The sequence below is a fragment of the Enterobacter sp. 302C9 genome (assembly GCF_034106085.1).
In the GTDB taxonomy this organism is placed as follows: domain Bacteria; phylum Pseudomonadota; class Gammaproteobacteria; order Enterobacterales; family Enterobacteriaceae; genus Enterobacter; species Enterobacter asburiae_B.
In genome coordinates, this window is record NZ_JAWNBW010000001.1 from 188,716 (window position 1) to 210,861 (window position 22,146).

Here is a 22,146-nt window from a genome sequence, read left to right on the forward strand (position 1 = left end):
AGGGGATTTTCGCAATGCGTATTATTCTGCTTGGCGCTCCGGGCGCGGGTAAAGGAACTCAGGCTCAGTTCATCATGGAGAAATACGGTATTCCGCAAATCTCCACCGGTGACATGCTGCGCGCCGCTGTTAAATCTGGCTCCGAGCTGGGTAAACAAGCGAAAGACATCATGGACGCAGGCAAGCTGGTGACCGACGAGCTGGTTATTGCTCTGGTCAAAGAGCGCATTGCGCAGGAAGACTGCCGTAACGGTTTCCTGCTGGACGGCTTCCCACGCACCATTCCTCAGGCTGACGCCATGAAAGAAGCGGGCATCAACGTGGACTACGTTCTGGAGTTCGACGTACCGGACGAGCTGATCGTTGACCGTATCGTTGGCCGTCGCGTACACGCTGCTTCTGGCCGCGTTTACCACATCAAATTCAACCCGCCTAAGGTTGAAGGCAAAGACGACGTGACCGGCGAAGAGCTGACCACCCGTAAAGACGATCAGGAAGAGACCGTGCGTAAACGCCTGGTGGAATACCATCAGATGACCGCGCCTCTGATCGGCTACTACACCAAAGAAGCGCAGGCGGGTAACACCAAATACGCCAAAGTTGACGGCACCAAAGCCGTGGCTGACGTACGTGCAGAGCTGGAAAAAATCCTCGGCTAATCGCGCGCCTCTCACCCGGGCTCCCGGGTGAGAAATATTCTCATCTTACCTATTACAGCAATGGGTTTCGTTTAAACGCATTTCCGCTACAATTGACAACCTATCAAATGGTTAAGAGGCGTGAATGAGTCAGGCGAAAACCGGCATCCTGCTTGCCAATCTGGGCACTCCAGAAGCACCTACATCAGACGCGGTAAAACGCTACCTGCGACAATTTTTAAGCGACACGCGCGTCGTGGATTTCCCGAGACTGCTGTGGTGGCCGCTGCTGCGTGGCGTCATTCTGCCGATTCGTTCTCCGCGCGTTGCCAAACTCTATCAGTCCGTCTGGATGGAAGAGGGCTCGCCGCTGATGGTTTACAGCCGTCGCCAGGAAAAAGCGCTGGCCGCCCGACTGCCGGATATGCCCGTCGCGCTCGGCATGAGCTACGGAAAACCGTCCCTGCAAAGCGCGGTGGAATCACTGCTGGCGCAGGGCGTGGACCATATCGTCGTACTGGCGCTCTACCCGCAGTACTCCTGCTCGACGGTGGCCGCCGTCTGGGACGAGCTGGCCCGCATTCTGGCGACCCGCCGCCGCATTCCGGGCGTGACCTTTATTCGAGACTACGCGGATAACGATCTCTACATCCAGGCGCTTGCCAACAGCGCGCGCGCGTCGTTTGAAAAGCACGGCGAGCCGGATCTGCTGCTGCTCTCCTATCACGGGATCCCGCAGCGTTTCGCCAATGAAGGGGATGATTATCCGCAGCGCTGCCGCGATACCACGCGCGAGCTGGTTTCCGCCCTTGGCCTGCCGCCGGAGAAGGTGATGATGACCTTCCAGTCGCGCTTCGGTCGCGAGCCGTGGCTGACGCCTTATACCGATGAAACCCTCAAAATGCTGGGTGAGAAGGGCGTGAAGCACATTCAGGTGATGTCGCCGGGCTTCTCGGCAGACTGTCTGGAAACGCTGGAGGAGATCGCGGTGCAAAACCGGGAATTTTTCCTTGAGGCTGGCGGCGAAAAGTATGAGTACATTCCGGCGCTTAACGACTCGCCTGAGCATATCGACATGATGGTCTCGCTGGTAACGAACAGCCGCTGATCGCACTCCGGGCCGGGTTTGTGCTACCATTCCCGGCCCATATTCTTCGTACAGTTCAGACCATGAAATTTCCCGGTAAACGCAAATCCAAACACTACTTCCCCGTCGATGCCCGCGATCCGCTCCTGCAGCAAATCCAGCCAGAAAACGAAACCAGCGCGGCATGGGTCGTCGGTATCGATCAGACGCTGGTGGACATTGAAGCGAAAGTGGATGATGCGTTTGTCGCCCGTTACGGTCTGAGCGCCGGTCACTCGCTGGTGATTGAGGACGACGTTGCCGAAGCGCTGTATCAGGAGCTGGTGCGCGAAAACCTGATTACCCATCAGTTCGCCGGTGGCACCATCGGCAATACCATGCATAACTACTCCGTGCTGGCCGACGACCGCTCGGTGCTGCTCGGCGTGATGTGCAGCAATATCGAAATCGGTGGCTATGCCTACCGCTATCTCTGCAACACCTCCAGCCGTACCGATCTGAACTACCTTCAGGGCGTCGACGGGCCTATTGGCCGCTGCTTTACGCTGATTAGCGATTCCGGCGAGCGTACTTTTGCCATCAGCCCGGGTCATATGAACAAGCTGCGCGCCGAGAGTATTCCGGAAGAGGTGATCGCGGGCGCCTCGGCGCTGGTGCTGACCTCCTACCTGGTGCGCTGTAAGCCGGGCGAGCCGATGCCGGAAGCGACCATGAAAGCGATCGAGTACGCGAAGAAATACAACGTGCCTGTCGTTCTGACGCTGGGCACGAAATTTGTTATCGCCGATAACCCGGAGTGGTGGCAGGCGTTCCTGAAAGAGCACGTCTCGATTCTGGCAATGAACGAAGAAGAGGCCGAAGCGCTGACCGGCGAAAGCGATCCGCTGCTGGCGTCTGACAAAGCGCTGGACTGGGTAGATCTGGTGCTCTGCACCGCCGGCCCGGTTGGGCTGTACATGGCGGGCTTCACGGAAGAAGAGAGCAAGCGCAAAACCCAGCACCCGCTGCTGCCCGGTGCGATTGCCGAGTTCAACCAGTACGAGTTCAGCCGCGGCATGCGCTACAAAGATTGCGTGAATCCGCTGCGAATCTACTCTCATATCGCGCCGTATATGGGCGGGCCGGAGAAGATTATGAACACCAACGGTGCGGGCGACGGCGCGCTGGCCGCACTGCTGCACGACATCACCGCTAACGCCTACCATAAAACCAACGTGCCGAACTCCAGCAAGCACAAGTTCAGCTGGCTGACCTATTCCTCGCTGGCGCAGGTGTGTAAATATGCCAACCGCGTGAGCTATCAGGTGCTGAACCAGCATTCTCCGCGCTTAACGCGCGGTCTGCCTGAAAGAGAAGACAGCCTCGAAGAGGCCTACTGGGACAGATAAAAGCAAAACGGCAACCTGTGGTTGCCGTTTTTAGTGTTTGTTCCCTCTCCCTGTGGGAGAGGGTCAGGGTGAGGGCATCAGGCCGCACAAACCTACCCCGTCACCCCTTCTTCAACCGGCGGTTTCTCCAGCAGCGTCAGCATCGTATTCGCAATCTCGCGCTCGCCCATCACCACCTTATTCGCACCGCGCTCGGTAATGTACTCCACCTCGTCGTCATAGTGCGCCCGGGCGATAATCTCAATCGTTGGGCACTTCTCGCGTGCGGAGGCCACAATCTCGCCCGCTTCATAGCCGTTAGGTATGGTCAGCAGCAGCCAGCGCGCGCAGTCCAGGTGCGCCAGATTCATGATCTCTTCGTTTGCCGCATTGCCCAGTACCGCACGAATGCCGCGCTCGCGCAGCTCGTCGACGCGGGTGCGTGAGGTCTCAATCACCACCAGCGGAATGCCCTGCGCCATCAGCTTCTCACCGAGCAGGCTGCCCACGCGGCCAAAGCCTACCAGCAGGGCGTGGTTGCAAATATCGACCGGGATCTGCTTCTCTTCTTCGATGGCCTCTTCGAGCGTCTGTTCTTCCAGCGTTTCGGTTTTATCGAGGTATTTTTCCAGCAGGGCAAACAGCACCGGGTTCAGCATAATCGACAGGATCGCCCCCGCCAGCACCAGGTTTTGCCCCGCCTGCGGCAGCAGGTTCAGGGCCATGCCCAGACCGGCCAGAATAAAGGCGAACTCACCGATCTGCGCCAGGCTGGCGGCGATGGTCAACGCCGTCCGCGGCGAGTGGCCAAACATCCGCACCAGGAAGAAGGCGGCGAGCGACTTACCAAAGATGATGATCGCCAGCGTGCCCAGCACGGCCAGCGGCTGGTGAATCAGGACCATCGGGTCAAACAGCATCCCGACGGAGACGAAGAACAGCACGGCGAAGGCATCGCGCAGCGGCAGAGTGTCATGCGCCGCGCGGTGGCTCAGCTCGGACTCGTTCAGCACCATCCCGGCGAAGAACGCGCCCAGGGCAAAGGAGACGTCAAACAGCTCTACGGCACCAAAAGCGATACCCAGCGCCAGCGCCAGCACAGAGAGGGTGAACAGCTCGCGGGAGCCGGTTGCCGCGCTGCGGGACATGATCCACGGCACCAGACGGCGTCCCACCAGCATCATGATGGCGATAAATGCCACCACCTTACCGATGGTGATACTCATATCCAGCGCCAGCGAGGCAAAGCCGACGTTGTCTTTTTCCATCATCCCGGCGACGGCTGGCAGCAGCACCAGCGTCAGGACCATCACCAGGTCTTCAACAATCAGCCAGCCTATCGCGATTTGCCCGCGCTGGCTGTCTATCAGCTGTCTCTCTTCAAGCGCGCGCAGCAGCACCACGGTACTGGCGGTTGAGAGACACAGCCCAAATACGATACCGGTCATTAACGACCAGCCCAGCACCGCCGAAAGCGCCATCCCCAGCAGCGTCGCCACCCCAATCTGGGCGATCGCTCCCGGTATGGCGATCGACTTTACCGCCATCAGATCCTTCAGGGAGAAGTGCAGGCCGACGCCAAACATCAGCAGAATCACGCCCAATTCCGCCAGCTCAGGGGCCAGCTTGGTATCCGCCACGAAGCCTGGCGTAAAGGGTCCCGCCAGTACACCCGCTAACAGATAGCCGACAAGAGGAGAAATACGCAGCTTATTGGCAATCATGCCGAGGATAAAAGCGAGCACAAGTCCACCAACAATGGTGGTGATAAGCGGTGTGGCGTGGTGCATTCCGTCTCCTTTCGTTGTGGGTGTTCCTTTTTGGCGAAAACCAAAAAACCGAGTAATAGTTTATGACAATTTTTACCCTTGTGTTTATGAATTATTGTTGAAGTTTGAATAAAACAGCAATATGCACGTAAAAAAGCGCGTTTTGATAAATTCAGCGAGGGTAAGAAGAAGAAACCCTTATGGCATCAGGGTATCAGGTAGCCAAAGTAAAACTTTGGCTACCCGTAATTTACGCTTTATGACGGTTATCAGGCAGGAATATGGTCAACATCCCAAGAAGTGGCAGGAAAGCGCAGATTTTATAGACCAGGAAGATGCTGGTGTGATCCGCCACCATCCCCAACACCGCCGCGCCAAGCCCGCCCATGCCGAAGGCGAAACCGAAAAAGAGCCCGGAAACCATACCGATACGGCCAGGCAGCAGCTCCTGGGCATAGACCAGAATGGCGGAAAACGCGGATGCGAGAATAAAACCAATGATCACGGTTAAAATCCCCGTCCATTCAAGGCTCGCGTACGGCAAAATAAGGGTAAACGGCGCCACGCCGAGGATAGAGCCCCAAATGACGTATTTACGCCCAATCTTATCACCCACAGGCCCGCCAATGACCGTGCCGGCCGCAACGGCGAACAGGAAGGCAAACAGGTGGAACTGCGCATTCTGTACCGATAATCCGAATTTTTGCATCAGATAAAAGGTGTAATAGCTGCTGATGCTCGCCATATAGAAGTATTTCGAAAAAATCAGTACCAGCAGCACGGAAACCGCCAGGATAACCTTATTGCGCGGAAGGGGATTGATAACCTTCGCTTTAGGTTTACCTTTATTCACGCGATGCTGAGCGGCATACCAGCGGCTGATCTGCGCCAGCACGATGATCGCCAGCAGCGCGGCCAGTACAAACCAGGCCACGTTGCCTTTACCGTAAGGGGCAATAATCACCGCGGCCAGCAGCGGGCCGAGAGAGCTACCAAAGTTACCGCCCACCTGGAAGAGAGACTGCGCCAGACCGTGACGGCCCCCTGAAGCCATACGCGCCACGCGCGAGGACTCCGGATGGAAGACGGACGATCCGGTGCCCACCAGCGCGGCGGCGACCAACACCGCTTCAAAACTCCCCGCCATGGCCAGCAGCACCAGCCCGCTTAAGGTAAAGCACATGCCGATCGGCAGCGACCACGGCATCGGGTATTTATCCGTCCAGTAGCCCACCACCGGCTGCAGCAGTGAGGAAGCCAGCTGGAAGGTCAGGGTGATCATCCCGATCTGCACGAACGTTAACGAAAACTCGGACTGCAGCAGCGGATAAATGGCCAGAATCAACGACTGGATCATGTCGTTGAGCAGGTGCGAGAGACTGATTGCGCCTAAGACTTTAAAGGAGGTGCGCGACGCCGGCGCGCCCGGAACGGGCTGGGTTGATTCACTGATTGCCATAGAGAGAAGTACCACGTTTTTCGTTATTAGAGATGCAGGGTGTAATTATTATCCGACTAACATACCCGTCCGGGACATTTGAAGAAAGTCGCAATTCTGAAAACTTATTTGTCTATTCTTGTTAGTCACTGTAATTTTTGCCTTTGTCTATTGGTCAGGGAGAGAGAAGATGAAGTTTATGAAGCGGGGCGTCGCGCTGGCGCTCATCGCCGCGTGGGGCCTGGTAAGCTTGCCCGCGCAGGCGTATGAAAAAGACAAAACCTATAAAATCACCATTCTGCATACCAACGATCACCACGGTCATTTCTGGCGCAGCGAATACGGCGAATATGGCCTGTCGGCACAGAAAACGCTGGTGGACGGCATTCGCAAAGAGGTGGCTGCCCAGGGCGGCAGCGTGCTGCTGCTGTCGGGTGGCGATATCAATACCGGCGTGCCGGAATCCGATTTACAGGACGCGGAACCTGATTTTCGCGGCATGAACCTGATTGGCTACGACGCGATGGCCGTGGGTAACCACGAGTTCGATAATCCGCTGACCGTGCTGCGTCAGCAGGAAAAATGGGCCAAATTCCCCTTCCTCTCCGCCAATATTTACCAGAAAAGCACCGGCGAACGCCTGTTTAAGCCGTGGGCGCTGTTTAAGCGCCAGGATTTGAAGATTGCGGTCATCGGCTTAACCACTGACGACACGGCGAAAATTGGCAACCCCGAGTTCTTTACCGATATCGAATTCCGCAAACCGGCAGACGAAGCGAAGCTGGTGATTCAGGAGCTGCAGCAAAACGAAAAGCCGGACGTGATTATCGCCACCACGCACATGGGGCACTACGACAACGGCGAGCACGGCTCTAACGCGCCCGGCGACGTGGAAATGGCGCGCAGCCTGCCCGCGGGCTCGCTGGCAATGATTGTGGGCGGTCACTCACAGGATCCGGTGTGTATGGCCTCGGAGAACAAAAAGCAGGTGGACTACGTGCCGGGCACGCCGTGCGCGCCGGACCGTCAGAACGGTATCTGGATTGTTCAGGCGCACGAGTGGGGCAAATACGTCGGCCGGGCGGATTTCGAGTTCCGTAACGGCGAGATGAAGCTGGTCCATTATCAGCTCATCCCGGTCAACCTGAAGAAGAAAGTCACCTACCCGGACGGGAAAAGCGAGCGCGTACTTTACACGCCAGAGATTCCAGAAAACCAGCAGATGCTCTCCCTGCTGACGCCGTTCCAGAACAAAGGCAAGGCGCAGCTGGACGTGAAGATCGGCACGCTGAACGGTCGTCTGGAGGGGGACCGCAGTAAAGTTCGCTTCGTGCAGACCAACATGGGCCACCTGGTGCTGGCGGCGCAAATGGCGCGCACCGGCGCTGACTTCGGCGTGATGAGCGGCGGCGGTATTCGTGATTCCATCGAAGGTGGAAACATTACCTATAAGGACGTCCTGAAGGTGCAGCCTTTCGGCAACGTGGTGGTTTATGCCGATATGAGCGGGAAAGAGGTGATTGACTACCTGACCGCCGTGGCGCAGATGAAGCCGGATTCCGGGGCCTATCCGCAGTTTGCCAACGTCAGCTTTGTGGCGAAAGACGGCAAGCTTAACGACCTGAAGATCAAAGGCGAACCGGTTGACCCGGCCAAAACGTACCGTCTGGCGACGTTAAGCTTTAACGCCACCGGCGGCGACGGCTATCCGCATATCGATAATAAACCGGGATACGTGAATACCGGCTTTATAGATGCGGAAGTGCTGAAGCAGTTCATCGAGCAGAATTCACCGATTGACGTGAATGCGTACGAGCCGAAGGGTGAGGTGAGCTGGCAGTAGTGGTGTGCGGCCTGATGCCCTCACCCCAACCCTCTCCCACCGGGAGAGGGCGCGAACACAAAAAACGGTAACGCCTGTTACCGTTTTGCTTTTACCTCGCAGCCGCCACCGGGCAATTTTCTCAATCCCGGCGCGCAATATCCGCAAACTTCGCGTCCAGCATTTTCGCCAGGTCGCCCGCCGCCAGCTCGATATCCAGCCCGCGTTTGCCGCCGGATATAAAGATGGTTTCAAACTCCTGCGAAGGGGCATCAATCAGCGTCGGCAGGCGTTTTTTCTGCCCGAGCGGACTGATCCCGCCCACCAGATAGCCCGTGGTGCGTTGCGCCACCATCGGATCCGCCATATCCACCTTCTTCGCCCCCAGGGCTTTGGCGACTTTCTTCAGATCCAGCTGTCCCGCCACCGGAGTAACCGCGACGGCGAGGTGTTTCATATCGCCATTCACCGCCACCAGCAGCGTTTTATAAACCTGGTCAGCATTCAGCCCCAGCTTGCGCACCACTTCATCACCAAAGTTAGTTTCATTCGGATCGTGATCGTAGGTGTGGATCCGGAAAGAAATGTTGTTTTTTTCGAGTAATTTAACGGCGGGAGTCATAGCTATCCTTCTTACGACAGACAAATCATGCCATCAGCATACGCCTGACGTTTGTCTAAAAAATAGCACCATCTTGCGCAATAGTATTGGCAGTGATGGTCACTTTGAGCGACAATCGGCTCAACCGAAGGTCTCCTTCGGCATAATAAAAACGATGAAATTCCTCTTTGACGGGCCAATAGAAATATTGGCCATTTTTTTATTTCAACAGTGACGGCAAATTCCCTTCTCCGTACAAATGTAACGCCCCAACCGCCACCACGTAATGCCCCGCGGGCAAAGCATGCAGCGTCTGCCGCCAGGCTTTGTTGCGCGCATTCATCAGCACATCATACAGCGATTCGCTGAACGTCGACGGTAACGCCAGCTTACCGTCCTCAGGCGGCGCGTCCAGCCACCAGCCAATCATGGTCTGCAGCAGGCGCGCGTTGGTGTGCCAGTGGGTCAACGTATCATCCAGCAGCATCAGGCCGTCGTCGGGAAGCTGGCGCAGAAGCGCAATCTGGCTGTCCGTCCCTTCCAGCTCGATGACGGGCAGGCTGCGGGCCCTTGCCGCGTTCAGCAACTGGTAATCAATGCCGTAGTCACCGCGCAGTCCCAGACGCTGCGCCTGCGTAGCCTGCAGCACCATCGCAATTTGCCAGAGCGGCAGGGTGTCAATCATGGAGAGCGACACGCCGGTTTCATCCGCGACGCGCGTCAGTTCCGCAAGCCGGGTATCATCCAGACGTTCCGCCAGGCTGAGATCGCTTTCCAGCCCGGCAAACGGCGACTCCTGACCCGAAATGTCCGCCTCAACGACCAGCGCGTCGGCGCGTTTTAGCAGTTTAATCAGGCCGGGTGGCAGGGGAGACATATCCTGCGTACCCATATGAATACTGCCGACCAGATGCAGGTGCTGCCCGCCGGGGAGAGAGATATCCAGACCGGGCCAGGCATAACGGCGAGGAAAGAGGGCGCGAAACGATGCTTTTATACGATTAAACAGACCCATACGCGCTCCATGAATGGAAAGGTTCATGCTAGCGCGTACGGGTACAAGGTTCAATCCTTCGGTTTAAAGCGCAGTAGGCGGTTGGCGTTGCTCACCACGGTAATGGAGGAGAGCGCCATCGCCGCGCCCGCGACCACCGGGTTAAGCAGCGTGCCGGTCAGTGGCCACAGAATACCGGCCGCGATTGGGATACCGAGGGTGTTATAGACGAACGCGCCCAGCAGGTTCTGCTTCATGTTGCGCAGCGTGGCTTTTGAAATGGCCAGCGCGTCGGCAACGCCCATCAGGCTATGGCGCATCAGCGTAATGGCAGCGGTTTCGATGGCGACATCGCTCCCGCCGCCCATGGCAATCCCCACGTCCGCCTGGGCCAGCCCCGGGGCATCGTTGATGCCGTCGCCGACCATCGCCACCTGACGGCCCTGACTTTGCAGTTTCTTGATGGCGTCCGCTTTCCCGTCCGGCAGTACGCCTGCAATGACCTCATCAATTCCGGCTTCTTTCGCGATGGCGTTGGCCGTTGTCGGATTGTCCCCGGTCAGCATCACCAGACGATAGCCCGCACGGTGCAGACGCTGCAGGGCGTCCACGCTGTCCTGGCGAAGCGGATCGCGCACGGCCAGCAGCGCGGCGGCTTTGCCATCCACCGCCAGCAGAACCGGCGTAGCGCCCTGAGACGCCTGCGCCTTCAGCTCGCTTTCCAGCGCGGCGGTATCAATACCATTTTCATTGAGCAATGCCTGGTTGCCCAGCAGCAGCGCGTGGCCTTCTGCTTCACCGCTGACGCCGAGCCCGCGCAGGGTGCGGAAATTGCTGACCTGCGGCAGGGCAGAAGCATTCGCTTTATCGAGAATGGCGCGCGCCAGCGGATGGCTGGATCCTTGCTCCAGTGCGGCGGCGAGGCGCAGCGCGTCCTCTTGCGCAATGCCTGCGGTAGTGACGGCCACTACCTGGGGTTTGCCTTCGGTCAGCGTCCCGGTTTTATCAAACACCAGCGTGTCGAGGGTGCTGGCCCGCTGCAGCGCGTCCGCATCCCGTACCAGTACGCCAAATTCGGCCGCGCGGCCTACGCCGGAGATAATCGACATTGGGGTCGCCAGGCCAAGGGCGCAAGGACAGGCGATGATCAGCACCGTGGTGGCAATCACCAGGGTGTAAACAATCTGCGGTGCCGGGCCGAAGAAATACCAGATAGCCGCGCTCAGCAGGGCAATGCCGACCACCACCGGCACAAAAATGGCCGAGATTCTGTCAGCAAGCTGGCCAATTTCCGGCTTGCTGCTCTGCGCCTGGCGCACCATGCGGATGATACGCGACAGCGTCGTGTGGCTGCCGACGGCGCTGGCGGTAAACAGCACGCTGCCGTCCTGCACCACCGTGCCGGCATGAACGGCGTCGCCGTCTGATTTCTGCTGAGGGATAGGCTCGCCGGTCAGCATCGCTTCATCCAGCCAGGCTTCGCCCTGGGTTATCTTGCCGTCAACGGGAACGCGATCGCCCGTCGTCAGGCGCAGCGTCATGCCGGGCTGAACTTCCGCCAGCGGGACGCTTTTCTCCCCCTCGTCCGTGACCACGCGGGCCGTCGGCGGGGTTAAATCAAGCAATCTTTCCAGCGCTTTCGAGGAGCGCTGGCGGGCGCGGGCTTCCAGCATGTGGCCCAGGTTAATCAGGCCGATAATCATCGCGCTGGCTTCATAGTAGAGATGGCGCGCCTCCATCGGGAACCACTGCGGCCAGACGTTCACGCTCATCGAATAGAGCCACGCCGCGCCGGTTCCGAGCGCCACCAGCGTATCCATCGTCGCGGTGCGGTTTTTCAGGCTCTTCCAGGCGCTGGTGTAAAAATGCCCGCCTGCAAACACCATCACCGCAAGGGTAATCAGACCAATCACCAGCCACAGCGTGCGGTTGTCAGCGGTGACCATCATGTTGTCACCCATCATGCCCCACACCATCACCGGAATACCCACCAGCAGGGCGACAATCGCCTGCCAGCGGAAGCGCTTCATGGTGGCGATAGCCGTTTCCTGCTGGCGCTCGCGGCGTTCGGCATCATCTTCGATGGCCTCCGCCCCGTAGCCCGCTTTCTCAACGGCCTGCACTAAATCTGCGGCGGAGGCGCTGCCCATCACCAGCGCAGTGCGCTCCGCGAGGTTTACCCGTGCCTGCGCGACGCCCGGTACGGCCTGCAAGGCGTTTTGTACCCGGGAGACGCAGCTGGCACAGCTCATGCCGTTGATCAGCAGCTGTTGGCTGTCGTCAATATCATCAGCTGCCGGAAGCTCAGGAGTGGCCGCTGTCAGTGCTTCCGACGGGGATGATGACTCTGCCAGCGGTTTAGCCTTTGGGTGGCTTAACTCCGCCCCGTAACCGGCCTGCTTGATGGTATCGATCAGCGCATCCGCGCTGGCGCTGCCGGTGACGGCGGCATGATCGATAGTCACGTCAGCGCTTTCAACGTCAGGGCGCTGTTCCAGGCTTTCTTTAACGCGTTTGACGCAGTGGCCGCAGGAGAGGCCGTCCAGCGTCAGGTCGATAGTGTGAGACATAGTAAAACTCCCGTATAATGATCTGGTCAGTTGTTGACCGATACAGTGCTTTTCACTGACTGCTATAAAGGTTAAACCTTCCATCAAGGGGAAGGTCAAGGGGGAAATGTGAATATCAGTGACGTGGCAAAAAAAACTGGCTTAACCAGCAAGGCAATCCGCTTTTATGAAGAGAAGGGGCTGGTAACGCCACCGCTGCGCAGTGAAAACGGCTACCGCAGCTATACGAAACTGCATATTGATGAGCTGACGCTACTGCGCCAGGCAAGACAGGTGGGGTTTAATCTGGAAGAGTGCGGCGAGCTGGTGAACCTGTTTAACGATCCGAAGCGTCACAGCGCCGACGTGAAAAAACGCACGCTGGAAAAAGTGGCCGAAATTGAACGCCACATCATCGAGCTGCAGGCGATGCGCGAACAGCTGCTACAGCTCGCGGAATCCTGTCCGGGGGATGACAGCGCCGACTGCCCGATTATCGATAATCTTGCCGGCTGCTGTCATCGTAAGGCCTCTGTCTAACAGGCCTTCACCCGCAGGGTAATGCCTTCCACCGCAATGACCTCAACCCGCGTGCCGGCGCTGAGGTCGTCGTCGGCGACCACCGGCCACGAGCTGTCGCCCACGCGCATATGCCCGCGCCCGTTCACCAGCGAGGTGTCGAGCGTAAAACGCTTGCCGACAATCTGCTGTCCGCGCTGGTTGAGGTGCGCGTCCAGCGGTTTTTGCTCGTTAACCCGCCGGTTTAGCCAGCGCCACCACAGCCACGCGGCCACCAGCGTCAGCACGGCAAATAGCGCACCCTGCCACGCCCAGTCCAGGGGAAGGATCCAGACCAGAAGGCCCGTAATGACGGCGGCAACACCGCTCCAGAGCAGGTAGCCGTTGCCGCCCAGCATCTCCGCCGCCAGCAATAAGCCACCGAGGCTTAGCCAGAAGGCATGAGGATGTGCAGCGATCAGCTCAATCATTTTTTACGCTCGTTTCCGCTGTCTTTAATCAGTTCGGCAATACCGGCGATAGAGCCCATCAGGCTGCTGGCCTCCAGCGGCATCATCACCACTTTGCTGTTGTTCGCCGAGCCGATCTGTTTCAGCGCGTCGGTATATTTTTGCGCGACAAAGTAGTTCACGGCCTGGATATCACCGGCGGCAATCGCCTCGGACACCATCTGGGTGGCGCGGGCTTCCGCCTCGGCTGAACGTTCACGCGCTTCCGCCTGTAAGAAAGCGGACTGACGATCGCCTTCCGCTTTCAGGATCTGCGACTGTTTTTCCCCTTCCGCTTTGAGGATCTCCGCCTGGCGTACCCCTTCGGCTTCCAGAATGTAGGCACGCTTGGTTCGCTCGGCCTTCATCTGGGCGTTCATGGAGGCGATCAGCTCAGCCGGCGGACGCACGTCGCGGATCTCAATACGGGTGACTTTGATCCCCCACGGGTTCGTTGCCTCATCGACAATGTGCAGCAGGCGGGTGTTGATGCTGTCGCGCTGGGAAAGCATTTCGTCCAGCTCCATCGAGCCGAGCACGGTACGGATGTTGGTCATCGTCAGGTTGACGATCGCCAGCTCCAGGTTGCTGACCTCATAGGCCGCTTTCGGCGCATCAATCACCTGAATAAAGCAGACGGCGTCGATGGTGACGTTGGCGTTATCCTTGGAGATGATCTCCTGAGACGGAATGTCCAGTACCTGCTCCATCATGTTGATCTTGCGACCAATCCGGTCCATGAACGGAACAATCAGGCTTAAGCCTGGCTGGAGGGTATTGGTATATCGACCGAAACGCTCGACGGTCCACTGATAGCCCTGAGGGACAATTTTGACGCCTGCGCCCACAATAACCAGCGCAACGAAAATAAGGACAGGAACAACGATAAGCATAAAAACCTCCTGTTTTGCATGCTGTGATGAGTGAAAGTGTGTGTTTATTGCTCGTAAGTATAGGTAAAGTCAGAGATGAATCCATCACCCGCTTCGGCAATGGCTTTGGATAATCCCTGGTAGTACTTCTCCAGCCCCAGCGCTTCGATACGCTGGATCTGTTCGCGAATGGGGGCGCAGAACAGAACGGCATTCCCCGCTTCAACGCGCTTGTTATTAGGGGGAAGGTCGCCCGCGATGGCCTTGAACCACGTTCTGATACCCTGCTTTAAATTATGCGGCGCTTTAGTCAGGTTATCCATGCCCGTCAGAACCTGCAGGGTGGGAAACTCATCGGCCAGCACGGCGGTTTTCATGCGCGCAAAGAACTGGCTGAACAATTCAAACGATCCCAGATCGGTGACGCGCGGTTTGGTCGTTTTACCGTTTTTATTGCCGATTTTCCCTGCGGCTGACGCTGGGGCCGGAACCGCATTCACCTTTTCCAGCTCCAGCCCGAATAACAAATTACAGTGCGCACGGCGCTCTTTCAGCGGGTAGGACATCAGCACGTCAATGAATTGGGTGGCCTTTACATCCGCAAGATCGTGGTTGATAAGCCACTGGGTACGAGAAAATTCAGCCGGAGAGACGAACCAGTCGGGTACTTCATTGAAGCGTTTGGATTTTCCCTTGCCGTCAAATTCCAGGAAGTGTGTCCCGTTGTCGAAGGCGAAATAGCAATTTTTGAAACTGCCGATCGTGGTGTTCACGATAAGCGCCTTCTTAACAAAATCCACCACCTCTGCACCGATGACAAAACGCGTGAGTTCCGACGATTTGATGACTTCCATTAATGTTTCGACATCAGGAACACCAGGCTTCAGGGAAGGAAACTCATAAAAGATATGTGCCATGCTGCTTACTTCCTGTAGTGATGGTGGAGACAAATAACAAACAAAAAGTTTAACACTTGCTTTAGCGTGAGGCTATTCGCTCTGTGCGCACGAAAGGATTATGCTACAGGCGGTTATTACACGAAGCGGTTAACGGAAGCGTAATGAACGATAAAAAAGAACTATTACATCTCAGGGATATCGGATTTCGTGTTGGAGAAAATATTATTCTTCAGCACGTCGGGTTTAGCCTGTCGCCGGGCGAGTTTAAATTAATCACGGGACCTTCGGGCTGCGGTAAAAGCACGCTGCTGAAAATTGTGGCCTCACTCCTCAGCCCGACGGAGGGCACCATTCTGTTTGAAGGACAGGATATCTCAACCCTGTCCCCGGAAAACTATCGCCAGCAGGTCTCCTACTGCGTGCAAACCCCCGCGCTGTTTGGCGATACGGTTTATGACAACCTGATTTTCCCGTGGCAAATCCGCAATAAAACGCCGGAGCCGGAAAAGTTTATCAGCGATCTGGCCCACTTTGGCCTGGCGCAGGAGACGTTAACCAAATCCATCACCGCGCTGTCGGGCGGAGAAAAGCAGCGCGTCTCGCTGATCCGCAACCTGCAGTTTTTACCGAAGGTGCTTTTGCTGGACGAAATTACCAGCGCGCTCGATGACGTCAACAAGCGCAACGTTAACGAGATTATCCATCGCTACGCCCGGGAGCAGAACATTGCCGTGCTGTGGGTGACGCACGACGCTAATGAAATAACCCATGCTGATGACGTGATTACGCTTCAGCCGCACGGCGGGAAAATGCAGGAGGCTAACCGTGGGTGAGCATAACATTACCAATGAATCACTGGCGTTTTCGATGGTGCTGGTGCTGATTGCGATTGTGGTCAGCTACCGGGAAAAGCTGGGGCTGGAAAAAGATATTGTGTGGAGTATCTGCCGCGCGGTGGTTCAGCTCATCATCGTCGGCTATGTGCTGAAGTATATTTTCAACGTCAACCACGCGGTGCTGACGCTGCTGATGGTGCTCTTTATCTGTTTCAACGCGGCGTGGAATGCGAAAAAACGCAGTAAATATATAGATAAGGCGTTTATCTCGTCGTTTATCGCCATTACCACCGGGACGGCGCTCACGCTGGCGGTGCTGGTGCTCTCCGGCTCGATTGCCTTTACGCCTATGCAGGTTATCCCTATCTCCGGGATGATTGCGGGAAACGCCATGGTGGCCGTTGGGCTCTGTTATAATAATCTCGGCCAGCGCTTTAGCAGTGAACAGCAGCAGCTGCAGGAGAAATTAAGCCTGGGAGCGACGCCTAAAGTGGCCTCGGCGCGGCTGATCCGTGAGAGCATTCGCTCATCGCTGATCCCAACGGTCGATTCAGCCAAAACGGTGGGGCTGGTGAGCCTGCCTGGCATGATGTCGGGGCTGATTTTTGCCGGTATCGATCCGGTCAAAGCGATTAAGTATCAGATCATGGTGACGTTTATGCTGCTTTCCACGGCAAGTCTGTCAACCATCATTGCCTGCTACCTGACCTATCGGAAGTTCTACAACACGCGCCACCAGCTGGTGGTGACGCAATTAAAGAAAACGGGTTAAGCCTGTTTTCCAGGCCCGGTAAGCGTTAGCGCCACCGGGCATTTTTTTGTTAGTAGAGCAACGCGTACAGCTGACGACGATACTTCGACGCCAGCGCATCTCCGGTGCCCAGCGCGGCCAGAATTTCCTGGAACATCTTACGCGCCTGACCGTCTGCGGCTGCCAGGTCTTTTTGCAGGTGGCTGAACAGCAGTTCCAGCGCCTCTTCGTTACGCCCCACCTGGTGCAGCTGCAGCGCCAGCTGGCTTGCCAGCGCGGCGTCGGCCGGGTTGTCGGCAACCTGCTGCTGCAGCTGCTGAATTTCCGGGGTGTCCGCCGCCTGTTTCAGCAGCTCAATCTGCGCGACAAGACCCTGATAGCGGGTGTCCTGATCCTGCAGCGGAACCGTCTTGAGTACGGCTTCCGCGTCTTCTGAACGGTGCAGGGCGATCTGCGTTTCCGCCAGCAGCAGGCCAATCTGGCTGTTCTGATTCGACAGCTGCCACGCCTCTTTGAGCAGCGGCAGCGCCTCGTCGTATTTACCTTCCTGCATCAGCGCCATGCCTTCCTGCGCCTTCAGCTCTTCTTCGCGCGGCAGCACTTTATCCAGCAGGGCGCGGATAGCCTCTTCCGGCTGCGGCCCCTGGAAGCCGTCAACGGGCTGGCCGTTCTGGAACAGATAGACGGTTGGGATGGCGCGCAGACCAAACTGAGACGCCACCATCGGCTCGGCGTCGCAGTCCAGCTTAGCGAGAATGAACTGACCGTTGTACTGCGCGGCAAGGCTTTCCAGCACCGGCGTCAGCTGCAGGCAGTGTTGGCTGCGTTCAGACCAGAAGTAGAACAGGACCGGTTTGGTCATCGACTGTTCAAGGGTCTGTTGCAGGTTAGCTTCTGTAATATTGACGATATTCTGTACGGACATGCGGCTTTCTCTTTTGTCGGTTTGTTCTTTACATGGGGATGAGCGTCGTCGCTTCAACTCAACCGTGCAAAATTTTGTCCATCATCCGGCCCGGCAGCAGGCGTTTTAACCAGCCTACGGCATGGGTGACCAGCGTCACCGGATAGCGCATTTTAGGATGTTCGCTCTCAAAAGCATGGCGCACTTTGGCTACCACCGCCTCTGGCCCGAGGGTAAAACGTGCGGCAATGCCGGGGTTCTCGACCGGCTTATCCGCCTGGGTCTGGTTCACGTTTTCGGTAAAGCGGGTGCGGATCGGGCCGGGCTCAATCAGGCTGACCTTGATGCCGCTGTGGCGCAGCTCCATGCGCAGGGCGTCGGACCAGGCCTCCAGCGCATATTTGCTGGCGGCGTAGGCGCCGCGGCCCGGGGTGGAAATCAGCCCCATCACTGACGATGTCATCACGATGCGCCCTTCACCGTGCGGCAGCATCGCGGGGAGCAGGCGCATGGTGAGCTGATGCACGCCGAAGAAGTTGGTCGAAAACTGTTTCTCCAGCGTTTCGCGCGAGAGCGTATCCAGCGGACCATACACGCCGTAGCCGGCATTGTTAAAGAGTCCGTACAGACGATTGTCGGTCAGCGCGATCACTTCATCGGCGGCGCGTTCAACGCTCTCCGGCGAGTCCATATCCAGCAGCACGCCGGTAAAGCCCAGCCCGTTCATGCGTTCGACATCGTCGGGTTTGCGACACGCCGCCAGCACCCGAAACCCCTGGCGCTTCAGTTCGAGCGCGCTTTCCAGGCCGATTCCACTGGAACATCCTGTAATTAAGACCGATTTTTGCATAACTTTACCTGTCAGGATCTCCGCTTAATCAGGAGTCATGTTTAACTAAAGGAGCCAGCCGCGTTGCCATCCAGTCGGCAATAAACGGCTGAGCATCGCGATTGGGGTGGATCCCGTCGTCTTGCATCCACTGGGGTTTGAGATAGACCTCTTCCATGAAAAATGGCAGCAGCGGAATATCAAACTCTTTGGCAAGCTTAGGGTAGATCGCGCTAAAGGCTTCATTATACCGACGACCGTAGTTGGCGGGCAGGCGAATTTGCATCAGCAGCGGCTGGGCGTTTGCCGCTTTAATATCCTGCAAAATGGTACGCAGCGTTTGCTCGGTTTGCTGAGGCTGAAAACCGCGCAATCCATCGTTACCGCCAAGCTCCACCAGCACCCAGCGCGGCTGATGCTGTTTGAGCAGTGCAGGCAGGCGCGACAGGCCCTGCTGCGAGGTATCGCCGCTGATGCTGGCGTTAATTACCGACGTCTTGCTCTGCCATTTGTCGTTGAGCAGCGCGGGCCAGGCCGCGCTGGCCGCCATGCGATAGCCTGCGCTCAGGCTGTCGCCGAGAACCAGTAACGTGTCCGCTGCCGCCGCGCGGAAGGTCATCAGAATCAAAAACAGGAAGGGCAAATGCCAGCGGAAAACAGTGTTGAAGTTCATCATCTTAAGAAGTCCGTCGGTCAGGGGGAACACGAGCTTTCCATCCTTACTGGAGTTGAACTCGTTGTCAAACGCGCTGAAACCATCGCGCTGATTGGCGAATCCGGCTCCGGCAAGTCCACGCTGCTGGCGATTTTGGCCGGTCTGGACGACGGCAGCAGCGGCGAGGTCCATCTTGTCGGGCAACCGCTGCATCAGCTTGATGAAGAGGCGCGGGCCGCGCTGCGCGCGCGTCACGTTGGTTTTGTCTTCCAGTCCTTCATGCTGATCCCAACCCTGAACGCGCTGGAAAACGTCGAACTCCCGGCGCTGTTGCGCGGTGAAAACAGCCGTGAAAGCCGGGCGCACGCGAAGGCGCTGCTGGAGCAGCTCGGTCTGGGCAAGCGTCTCGACCACCTTCCCGCACAGCTTTCCGGCGGTGAGCAGCAGCGCGTGGCGCTGGCGCGGGCGTTTAATGGTCGTCCCGAAGTCCTGTTTGCCGATGAGCCCACCGGTAACCTTGACCGTAAAACCGGTGACCGGATTGCCGACCTGCTGTTTTCGCTCAACCGCGAGCACGGCACCACGCTGATCCTCGTCACCCACGATCCGCAGCTCGCCGCCCGCTGCGACCGCCGCCTGCGGCTGGTGAACGGTATTCTTCAGGAGGAGGCATGATTACCCGCTGGTTCTGGCGCGAGTGGCGCTCGCCCTCGCTGCTTATCGTCTGGCTGGCGCTAAGCCTGGCGGTGGCCTGCGTGCTGGCGCTCGGCAGCGTCAGCGACCGCATGGAAAAAGGGCTTAGCCAACAAAGCCGGGAGTTTATGGCGGGTGACCGGGCGCTGCAAAGCTCCCGCCCGGTGCCATCGGGCTGGATTGCAGAGGCGCGTAAACAAGGGCTGAAGGTGGGGGAGCAGATAAGCTTCCAGACCATGACCTTTGCGGGCGACACGCCGCAGCTCGCCAGCGTTAAAGCCGTCGATGATATCTACCCGATGTACGGCGAACTGCAGACCAACCCGCCAGGGCTGAAGCCAAAGCCCGGCACGGTGCTGCTGGCATCACGTCTGATGGCGCTTCTGAACCTGAAACCCGGCGATAGCATCGACGTCGGCGACGCCACCCTCAACATTGCCGGGGAAGTGGTGCAGGAGCCCGATTCCGGCTTTAACCCCTTCCAGCTCGCGCCGCGCCTGCTGATGAACACCGCGGATGTCGCGGCAACCCATGCGGTACAGCCGGGCAGTCGCGTCACCTGGCGCTATAAGTTTGGCGGCACGCCTGCCCAGCTTGAGGCGTATGAAAAATGGCTTCTGCCGCAGCTCAAGCCAGAGCACCGCTGGTACGGGCTGGAGCAGGACGAAGGGGCGCTCGGTAAATCACTTGAACGTTCTCAGCAGTTCCTGCTGCTTTCGGCACTGTTGACCCTGCTGCTGGCGGTGGCGGCGGTTGCCGTGGCGATGGGGCACTACTGCCGCAGCCGTTACGACCTGGTGGCGATCCTCAAAACCCTGGGGGCGGGCAGGGCGCAGCTGCGCAAGCTGATCGTCGGCCAGTGGCTGATGCTGCTGGTCCTCTCCGCGCTGACCGGCGGAATAATGGGGCTGCTGTTTGAAAAACTGCTGATGGTGATGCTGAAACCGGTGCTCCCGGCCGCCTTGCCGCCAGCCAGCCTCTGGCCGTGGCTGTGGGCGATGGGCGCAATGACGGTGATTTCGCTGCTGGTGGGGCTACGCCCCTACCGCCTGCTGCTCGCGACGCAGCCGCTGCGCGTGCTTCGCAACGATGTGGTGGCGAACGTCTGGCCGCTGAAGTTCTACCTTCCGGTGATTATTGCCGTAGCGGTGGGGCTGCTGGCGTGGCTGATGGGGGGCAGCACGCTGCTGTGGGCGGTACTGGCCGGGGCGTTTGTGCTGGCGCTGCTGTGCGGCGTGCTGGGCTGGATACTGCTCAACGTCCTGAAGCGGCTCACGGTGAAATCGCTGCCCGTGCGCCTGGCGGTCAACCGTCTGCTGCATCAGCCGTGGTCAACGCTCAGCCAGCTGTCGGCGTTTTCGCTGTCGTTTATGCTGCTGGCGCTGCTGTTAGTGCTGCGCGGCGATCTGCTGGATCGCTGGCAGCAGCAGCTTCCCCCGGAAAGCCCGAACTATTTCCTGATCAACATTTCCCCTGAGCAGGTCACGCCGCTGAAGGGCTTCCTGTCGGAGCATCACATTATCCCTGAGTCGTTCTATCCCATCGTGCGCGCGCGTCTGACGCAGATCAACGGCCAGCCAGCGGACGGAAACAAGGACGAGTCGCTGAACCGCGAGCTGAACCTGACCTGGCAGGAGAAACGCCCTGACCACAACCCGCTAACCGCGGGCACCTGGCCGCCGAAAGCGGGTGAGGTGTCGATGGAAGAGGGGCTGGCGACGCGGCTGAACGTGAAGCTCGGGGACAGCGTGACCTTTACCGGCGATACCCAGGATTTTACCGCGAAAGTCACCAGCCTGCGTAAAGTGGACTGGGAAAGCCTGCGGCCAAACTTCTTCTTTATTTTCCCGCCGGGCGCGCTGGACGGGCAGCCGCAGAGCTGGCTGACCAGTTTCCGCTGGGAAAATGGCAACGGCATGCTGACCCAGCTCAACCGGGAGTTTCCGACGGTCAGCCTGCTGGATATTGGGGCGATCCTGAAGCAGGTGGGGCAGGTGCTGGAGCAGGTGAGCCGCGCGCTGGAGGTCATGGTGGTGCTGGTGACCCTCTGCGGCGTGCTGTTGCTGCTGGCCCAGGTGCAGGTGGGCATGCGCCAGCGCCATCAGGAGCTGGTGGTCTACCGCACGCTGGGTGCCGGAAAGCGGCTGCTGCGGATGACGCTCTGGAGCGAGTTTGCGCTGCTGGGGCTGGTGGCGGGTCTGGTAGCGGCCATTGGCGCGGAAACGGCGCTGGCGGTGCTGCAGACAAAGGTCTTCGACTTCCCGTGGGAGCCTGACTGGCGTCTCTGGTTGATCCTGCCTCTCAGCGGCGCGGTGCTGCTTTCTCTCTGCGGAGGCTGGCTCGGCACGCGGCTGTTAAAGGGCAAAGCCCTGTTCCGTCAGTTTGCGAGTTGATTTAGCACGGTGATAGTTGCGCACCGGGTTTTAATGCCGGTG

At 58.2% G+C, this 22,146-nt stretch carries 20 protein-coding genes; 9 read left to right on the forward strand and 11 right to left on the reverse strand.

Features of this window, described 5'->3' with window-relative positions; genetic code table 11:
* Window positions 1–14 precede the first annotated feature (14 nt).
* The 3 genes from adk to UR289_RS00920 all read left to right on the forward strand — a co-directional run bounded on the left by adk (window position 15) and on the right by UR289_RS00920 (window position 3,113).
* The gene (gene adk / locus UR289_RS00910) at window positions 15–659 is read left to right on the forward strand and encodes an adenylate kinase (RefSeq protein ID WP_006809841.1); all 645 of its coding nucleotides are present in this window, start codon (window positions 15–17) and stop codon (window positions 657–659) included.
* A 124-nt stretch (window positions 660–783) separates the two neighbouring features.
* Window positions 784–1,746, forward strand: coding sequence for a ferrochelatase (gene hemH / locus UR289_RS00915; protein ID WP_033144798.1), 963 nt, complete (start codon window positions 784–786; stop codon window positions 1,744–1,746).
* A gap of 62 nt (window positions 1,747–1,808) precedes the next feature.
* A complete protein-coding gene (locus tag UR289_RS00920) occupies window positions 1,809–3,113 on the forward strand; it encodes an inosine/guanosine kinase (protein WP_029741032.1) in 1,305 nt (434 codons plus the stop codon).
* A gap of 92 nt (window positions 3,114–3,205) precedes the next feature.
* Here UR289_RS00920 and ybaL read toward each other — a convergent pair whose 3' ends face one another.
* Together ybaL and UR289_RS00930 are read right to left on the reverse strand one after the other, a co-directional pair.
* A complete protein-coding gene (gene ybaL, locus UR289_RS00925; protein ID WP_047061258.1) occupies window positions 3,206–4,882 on the reverse strand; it encodes a YbaL family putative K(+) efflux transporter in 1,677 nt (558 codons plus the stop codon).
* A 229-nt stretch (window positions 4,883–5,111) separates the two neighbouring features.
* Window positions 5,112–6,320, reverse strand: a complete 1,209-nt coding sequence (locus UR289_RS00930) for an MFS transporter (RefSeq protein ID WP_039263970.1) — start codon at window positions 6,318–6,320, stop codon at window positions 5,112–5,114.
* 169 nt (window positions 6,321–6,489) lie between these two features.
* Between UR289_RS00930 and ushA the strand changes: the two genes are divergently transcribed.
* A complete protein-coding gene (gene ushA / locus UR289_RS00935) occupies window positions 6,490–8,142 on the forward strand; it encodes a bifunctional UDP-sugar hydrolase/5'-nucleotidase UshA (RefSeq protein WP_213787623.1) in 1,653 nt (550 codons plus the stop codon).
* A gap of 121 nt (window positions 8,143–8,263) precedes the next feature.
* Here ushA and ybaK read toward each other — a convergent pair whose 3' ends face one another.
* The 3 genes from ybaK to copA all read right to left on the reverse strand — a co-directional run bounded on the left by ybaK (window position 8,264) and on the right by copA (window position 12,286).
* Complete coding sequence (gene ybaK, locus UR289_RS00940) at window positions 8,264–8,743, reverse strand: Cys-tRNA(Pro)/Cys-tRNA(Cys) deacylase YbaK (RefSeq protein ID WP_023310615.1); 480 nt, start codon at window positions 8,741–8,743, stop codon at window positions 8,264–8,266.
* A gap of 199 nt (window positions 8,744–8,942) precedes the next feature.
* Entirely contained in the window at window positions 8,943–9,737 is a 795-nt protein-coding gene (locus UR289_RS00945) for a TraB/GumN family protein (RefSeq protein WP_205916236.1), read from the reverse strand.
* A gap of 50 nt (window positions 9,738–9,787) precedes the next feature.
* Window positions 9,788–12,286, reverse strand: a complete 2,499-nt coding sequence (gene copA / locus UR289_RS00950; RefSeq protein ID WP_320708991.1) for a copper-exporting P-type ATPase CopA — start codon at window positions 12,284–12,286, stop codon at window positions 9,788–9,790.
* Between the two features lie 108 nt (window positions 12,287–12,394).
* Between copA and cueR the strand changes: the two genes are divergently transcribed.
* The gene (cueR, locus tag UR289_RS00955; protein WP_058841195.1) at window positions 12,395–12,805 is read left to right on the forward strand and encodes a Cu(I)-responsive transcriptional regulator; all 411 of its coding nucleotides are present in this window, start codon (window positions 12,395–12,397) and stop codon (window positions 12,803–12,805) included.
* Here the strand turns inward: cueR and UR289_RS00960 are convergent.
* Genes UR289_RS00960 through UR289_RS00970 form a run of 3 tightly spaced genes read right to left on the reverse strand, consistent with a single transcriptional unit; the run spans window position 12,802 to window position 15,061 of the window.
* Entirely contained in the window at window positions 12,802–13,254 is a 453-nt protein-coding gene (locus tag UR289_RS00960) for an NfeD family protein (RefSeq protein ID WP_033144807.1), read from the reverse strand. The two genes, cueR and UR289_RS00960, sit on opposite strands and share 4 nt — an antisense overlap.
* Window positions 13,251–14,165 carry an SPFH domain-containing protein gene (locus tag UR289_RS00965; RefSeq protein ID WP_023310620.1) on the reverse strand — a complete coding sequence of 305 codons (915 nt, stop codon included), beginning with the start codon at window positions 14,163–14,165 and terminating at the stop codon, window positions 13,251–13,253. The genes UR289_RS00960 and UR289_RS00965 overlap by 4 nt, the downstream gene beginning before the upstream one ends.
* A 44-nt stretch (window positions 14,166–14,209) precedes the next feature.
* Window positions 14,210–15,061, reverse strand: a complete 852-nt coding sequence (locus UR289_RS00970) for a hypothetical protein (RefSeq protein WP_033144808.1) — start codon at window positions 15,059–15,061, stop codon at window positions 14,210–14,212.
* A gap of 143 nt (window positions 15,062–15,204) precedes the next feature.
* Here UR289_RS00970 and fetA point away from each other — a divergent pair, with 143 nt between their 5' ends.
* Window positions 15,205–15,876 (forward strand): iron efflux ABC transporter ATP-binding subunit FetA, encoded by a 672-nt coding sequence (gene fetA / locus UR289_RS00975; RefSeq protein WP_094934739.1) that lies wholly within the window; start codon window positions 15,205–15,207, stop codon window positions 15,874–15,876.
* On the forward strand, window positions 15,869–16,651 hold the full coding sequence (gene fetB / locus UR289_RS00980; protein ID WP_039263980.1) for an iron efflux ABC transporter permease subunit FetB: 783 nt from the start codon (window positions 15,869–15,871) through the stop codon (window positions 16,649–16,651). Before fetA ends, fetB begins: the two co-directional genes overlap by 8 nt.
* Before the next feature lie 49 nt (window positions 16,652–16,700).
* Here fetB and UR289_RS00985 read toward each other — a convergent pair whose 3' ends face one another.
* The 3 genes from UR289_RS00985 to tesA are packed head-to-tail and all read right to left on the reverse strand — an operon-like array spanning window position 16,701 to window position 19,036.
* Window positions 16,701–17,555, reverse strand: coding sequence for a co-chaperone YbbN (locus tag UR289_RS00985; protein WP_023310624.1), 855 nt, complete (start codon window positions 17,553–17,555; stop codon window positions 16,701–16,703).
* Between the two features lie 58 nt (window positions 17,556–17,613).
* Entirely contained in the window at window positions 17,614–18,384 is a 771-nt protein-coding gene (locus tag UR289_RS00990; RefSeq protein WP_014882827.1) for an SDR family oxidoreductase, read from the reverse strand.
* Window positions 18,385–18,412: 28 nt separating this feature from the next.
* Entirely contained in the window at window positions 18,413–19,036 is a 624-nt protein-coding gene (tesA, locus tag UR289_RS00995; RefSeq protein WP_032661743.1) for a multifunctional acyl-CoA thioesterase I/protease I/lysophospholipase L1, read from the reverse strand.
* Between tesA and ybbA the strand changes: the two genes are divergently transcribed.
* Both ybbA and ybbP read left to right on the forward strand, forming a co-directional pair.
* The gene (gene ybbA, locus UR289_RS01000; RefSeq protein WP_023617272.1) at window positions 19,007–19,693 is read left to right on the forward strand and encodes a putative ABC transporter ATP-binding protein YbbA; all 687 of its coding nucleotides are present in this window, start codon (window positions 19,007–19,009) and stop codon (window positions 19,691–19,693) included. The two genes, tesA and ybbA, sit on opposite strands and share 30 nt — an antisense overlap.
* Entirely contained in the window at window positions 19,690–22,104 is a 2,415-nt protein-coding gene (gene ybbP / locus UR289_RS01005; RefSeq protein WP_320708996.1) for a putative ABC transporter permease subunit YbbP, read from the forward strand. Before ybbA ends, ybbP begins: the two co-directional genes overlap by 4 nt.
* The last annotated feature ends 42 nt before the right edge of the window (window positions 22,105–22,146 follow it).

Bases quoted from the DNA above. Each gene is read 5' to 3' on its own strand.
- UR289_RS00985 (WP_023310624.1), bottom strand. From the start codon at position 17,555: ATGTCCGTACAGAATATCGTCAATATTACAGAAGCTAACCTGCAACAG.
- ushA (WP_213787623.1), top strand. From the start codon at position 6,490: ATGAAGTTTATGAAGCGGGGCGTCGCGCTGGCGCTCATCGCCGCGTGG.
- UR289_RS00930 (WP_039263970.1), bottom strand. From the start codon at position 6,320: ATGGCAATCAGTGAATCAACCCAGCCCGTTCCGGGCGCGCCGGCGTCG.
- adk (WP_006809841.1), top strand. From the start codon at position 15: ATGCGTATTATTCTGCTTGGCGCTCCGGGCGCGGGTAAAGGAACTCAG.
- UR289_RS00970 (WP_033144808.1), bottom strand. From the start codon at position 15,061: ATGGCACATATCTTTTATGAGTTTCCTTCCCTGAAGCCTGGTGTTCCT.
- UR289_RS00990 (WP_014882827.1), bottom strand. From the start codon at position 18,384: ATGCAAAAATCGGTCTTAATTACAGGATGTTCCAGTGGAATCGGCCTG.
- UR289_RS00965 (WP_023310620.1), bottom strand. From the start codon at position 14,165: ATGCTTATCGTTGTTCCTGTCCTTATTTTCGTTGCGCTGGTTATTGTG.
- fetA (WP_094934739.1), top strand. From the start codon at position 15,205: ATGAACGATAAAAAAGAACTATTACATCTCAGGGATATCGGATTTCGT.
- tesA (WP_032661743.1), bottom strand. From the start codon at position 19,036: ATGAACTTCAACACTGTTTTCCGCTGGCATTTGCCCTTCCTGTTTTTG.
- UR289_RS00945 (WP_205916236.1), bottom strand. From the start codon at position 9,737: ATGGGTCTGTTTAATCGTATAAAAGCATCGTTTCGCGCCCTCTTTCCT.
- UR289_RS00960 (WP_033144807.1), bottom strand. From the start codon at position 13,254: ATGATTGAGCTGATCGCTGCACATCCTCATGCCTTCTGGCTAAGCCTC.
- ybbA (WP_023617272.1), top strand. From the start codon at position 19,007: ATGCCAGCGGAAAACAGTGTTGAAGTTCATCATCTTAAGAAGTCCGTC.
- hemH (WP_033144798.1), top strand. From the start codon at position 784: ATGAGTCAGGCGAAAACCGGCATCCTGCTTGCCAATCTGGGCACTCCA.
- ybbP (WP_320708996.1), top strand. From the start codon at position 19,690: ATGATTACCCGCTGGTTCTGGCGCGAGTGGCGCTCGCCCTCGCTGCTT.
- UR289_RS00920 (WP_029741032.1), top strand. From the start codon at position 1,809: ATGAAATTTCCCGGTAAACGCAAATCCAAACACTACTTCCCCGTCGAT.
- ybaL (WP_047061258.1), bottom strand. From the start codon at position 4,882: ATGCACCACGCCACACCGCTTATCACCACCATTGTTGGTGGACTTGTG.
- copA (WP_320708991.1), bottom strand. From the start codon at position 12,286: ATGTCTCACACTATCGACCTGACGCTGGACGGCCTCTCCTGCGGCCAC.
- ybaK (WP_023310615.1), bottom strand. From the start codon at position 8,743: ATGACTCCCGCCGTTAAATTACTCGAAAAAAACAACATTTCTTTCCGG.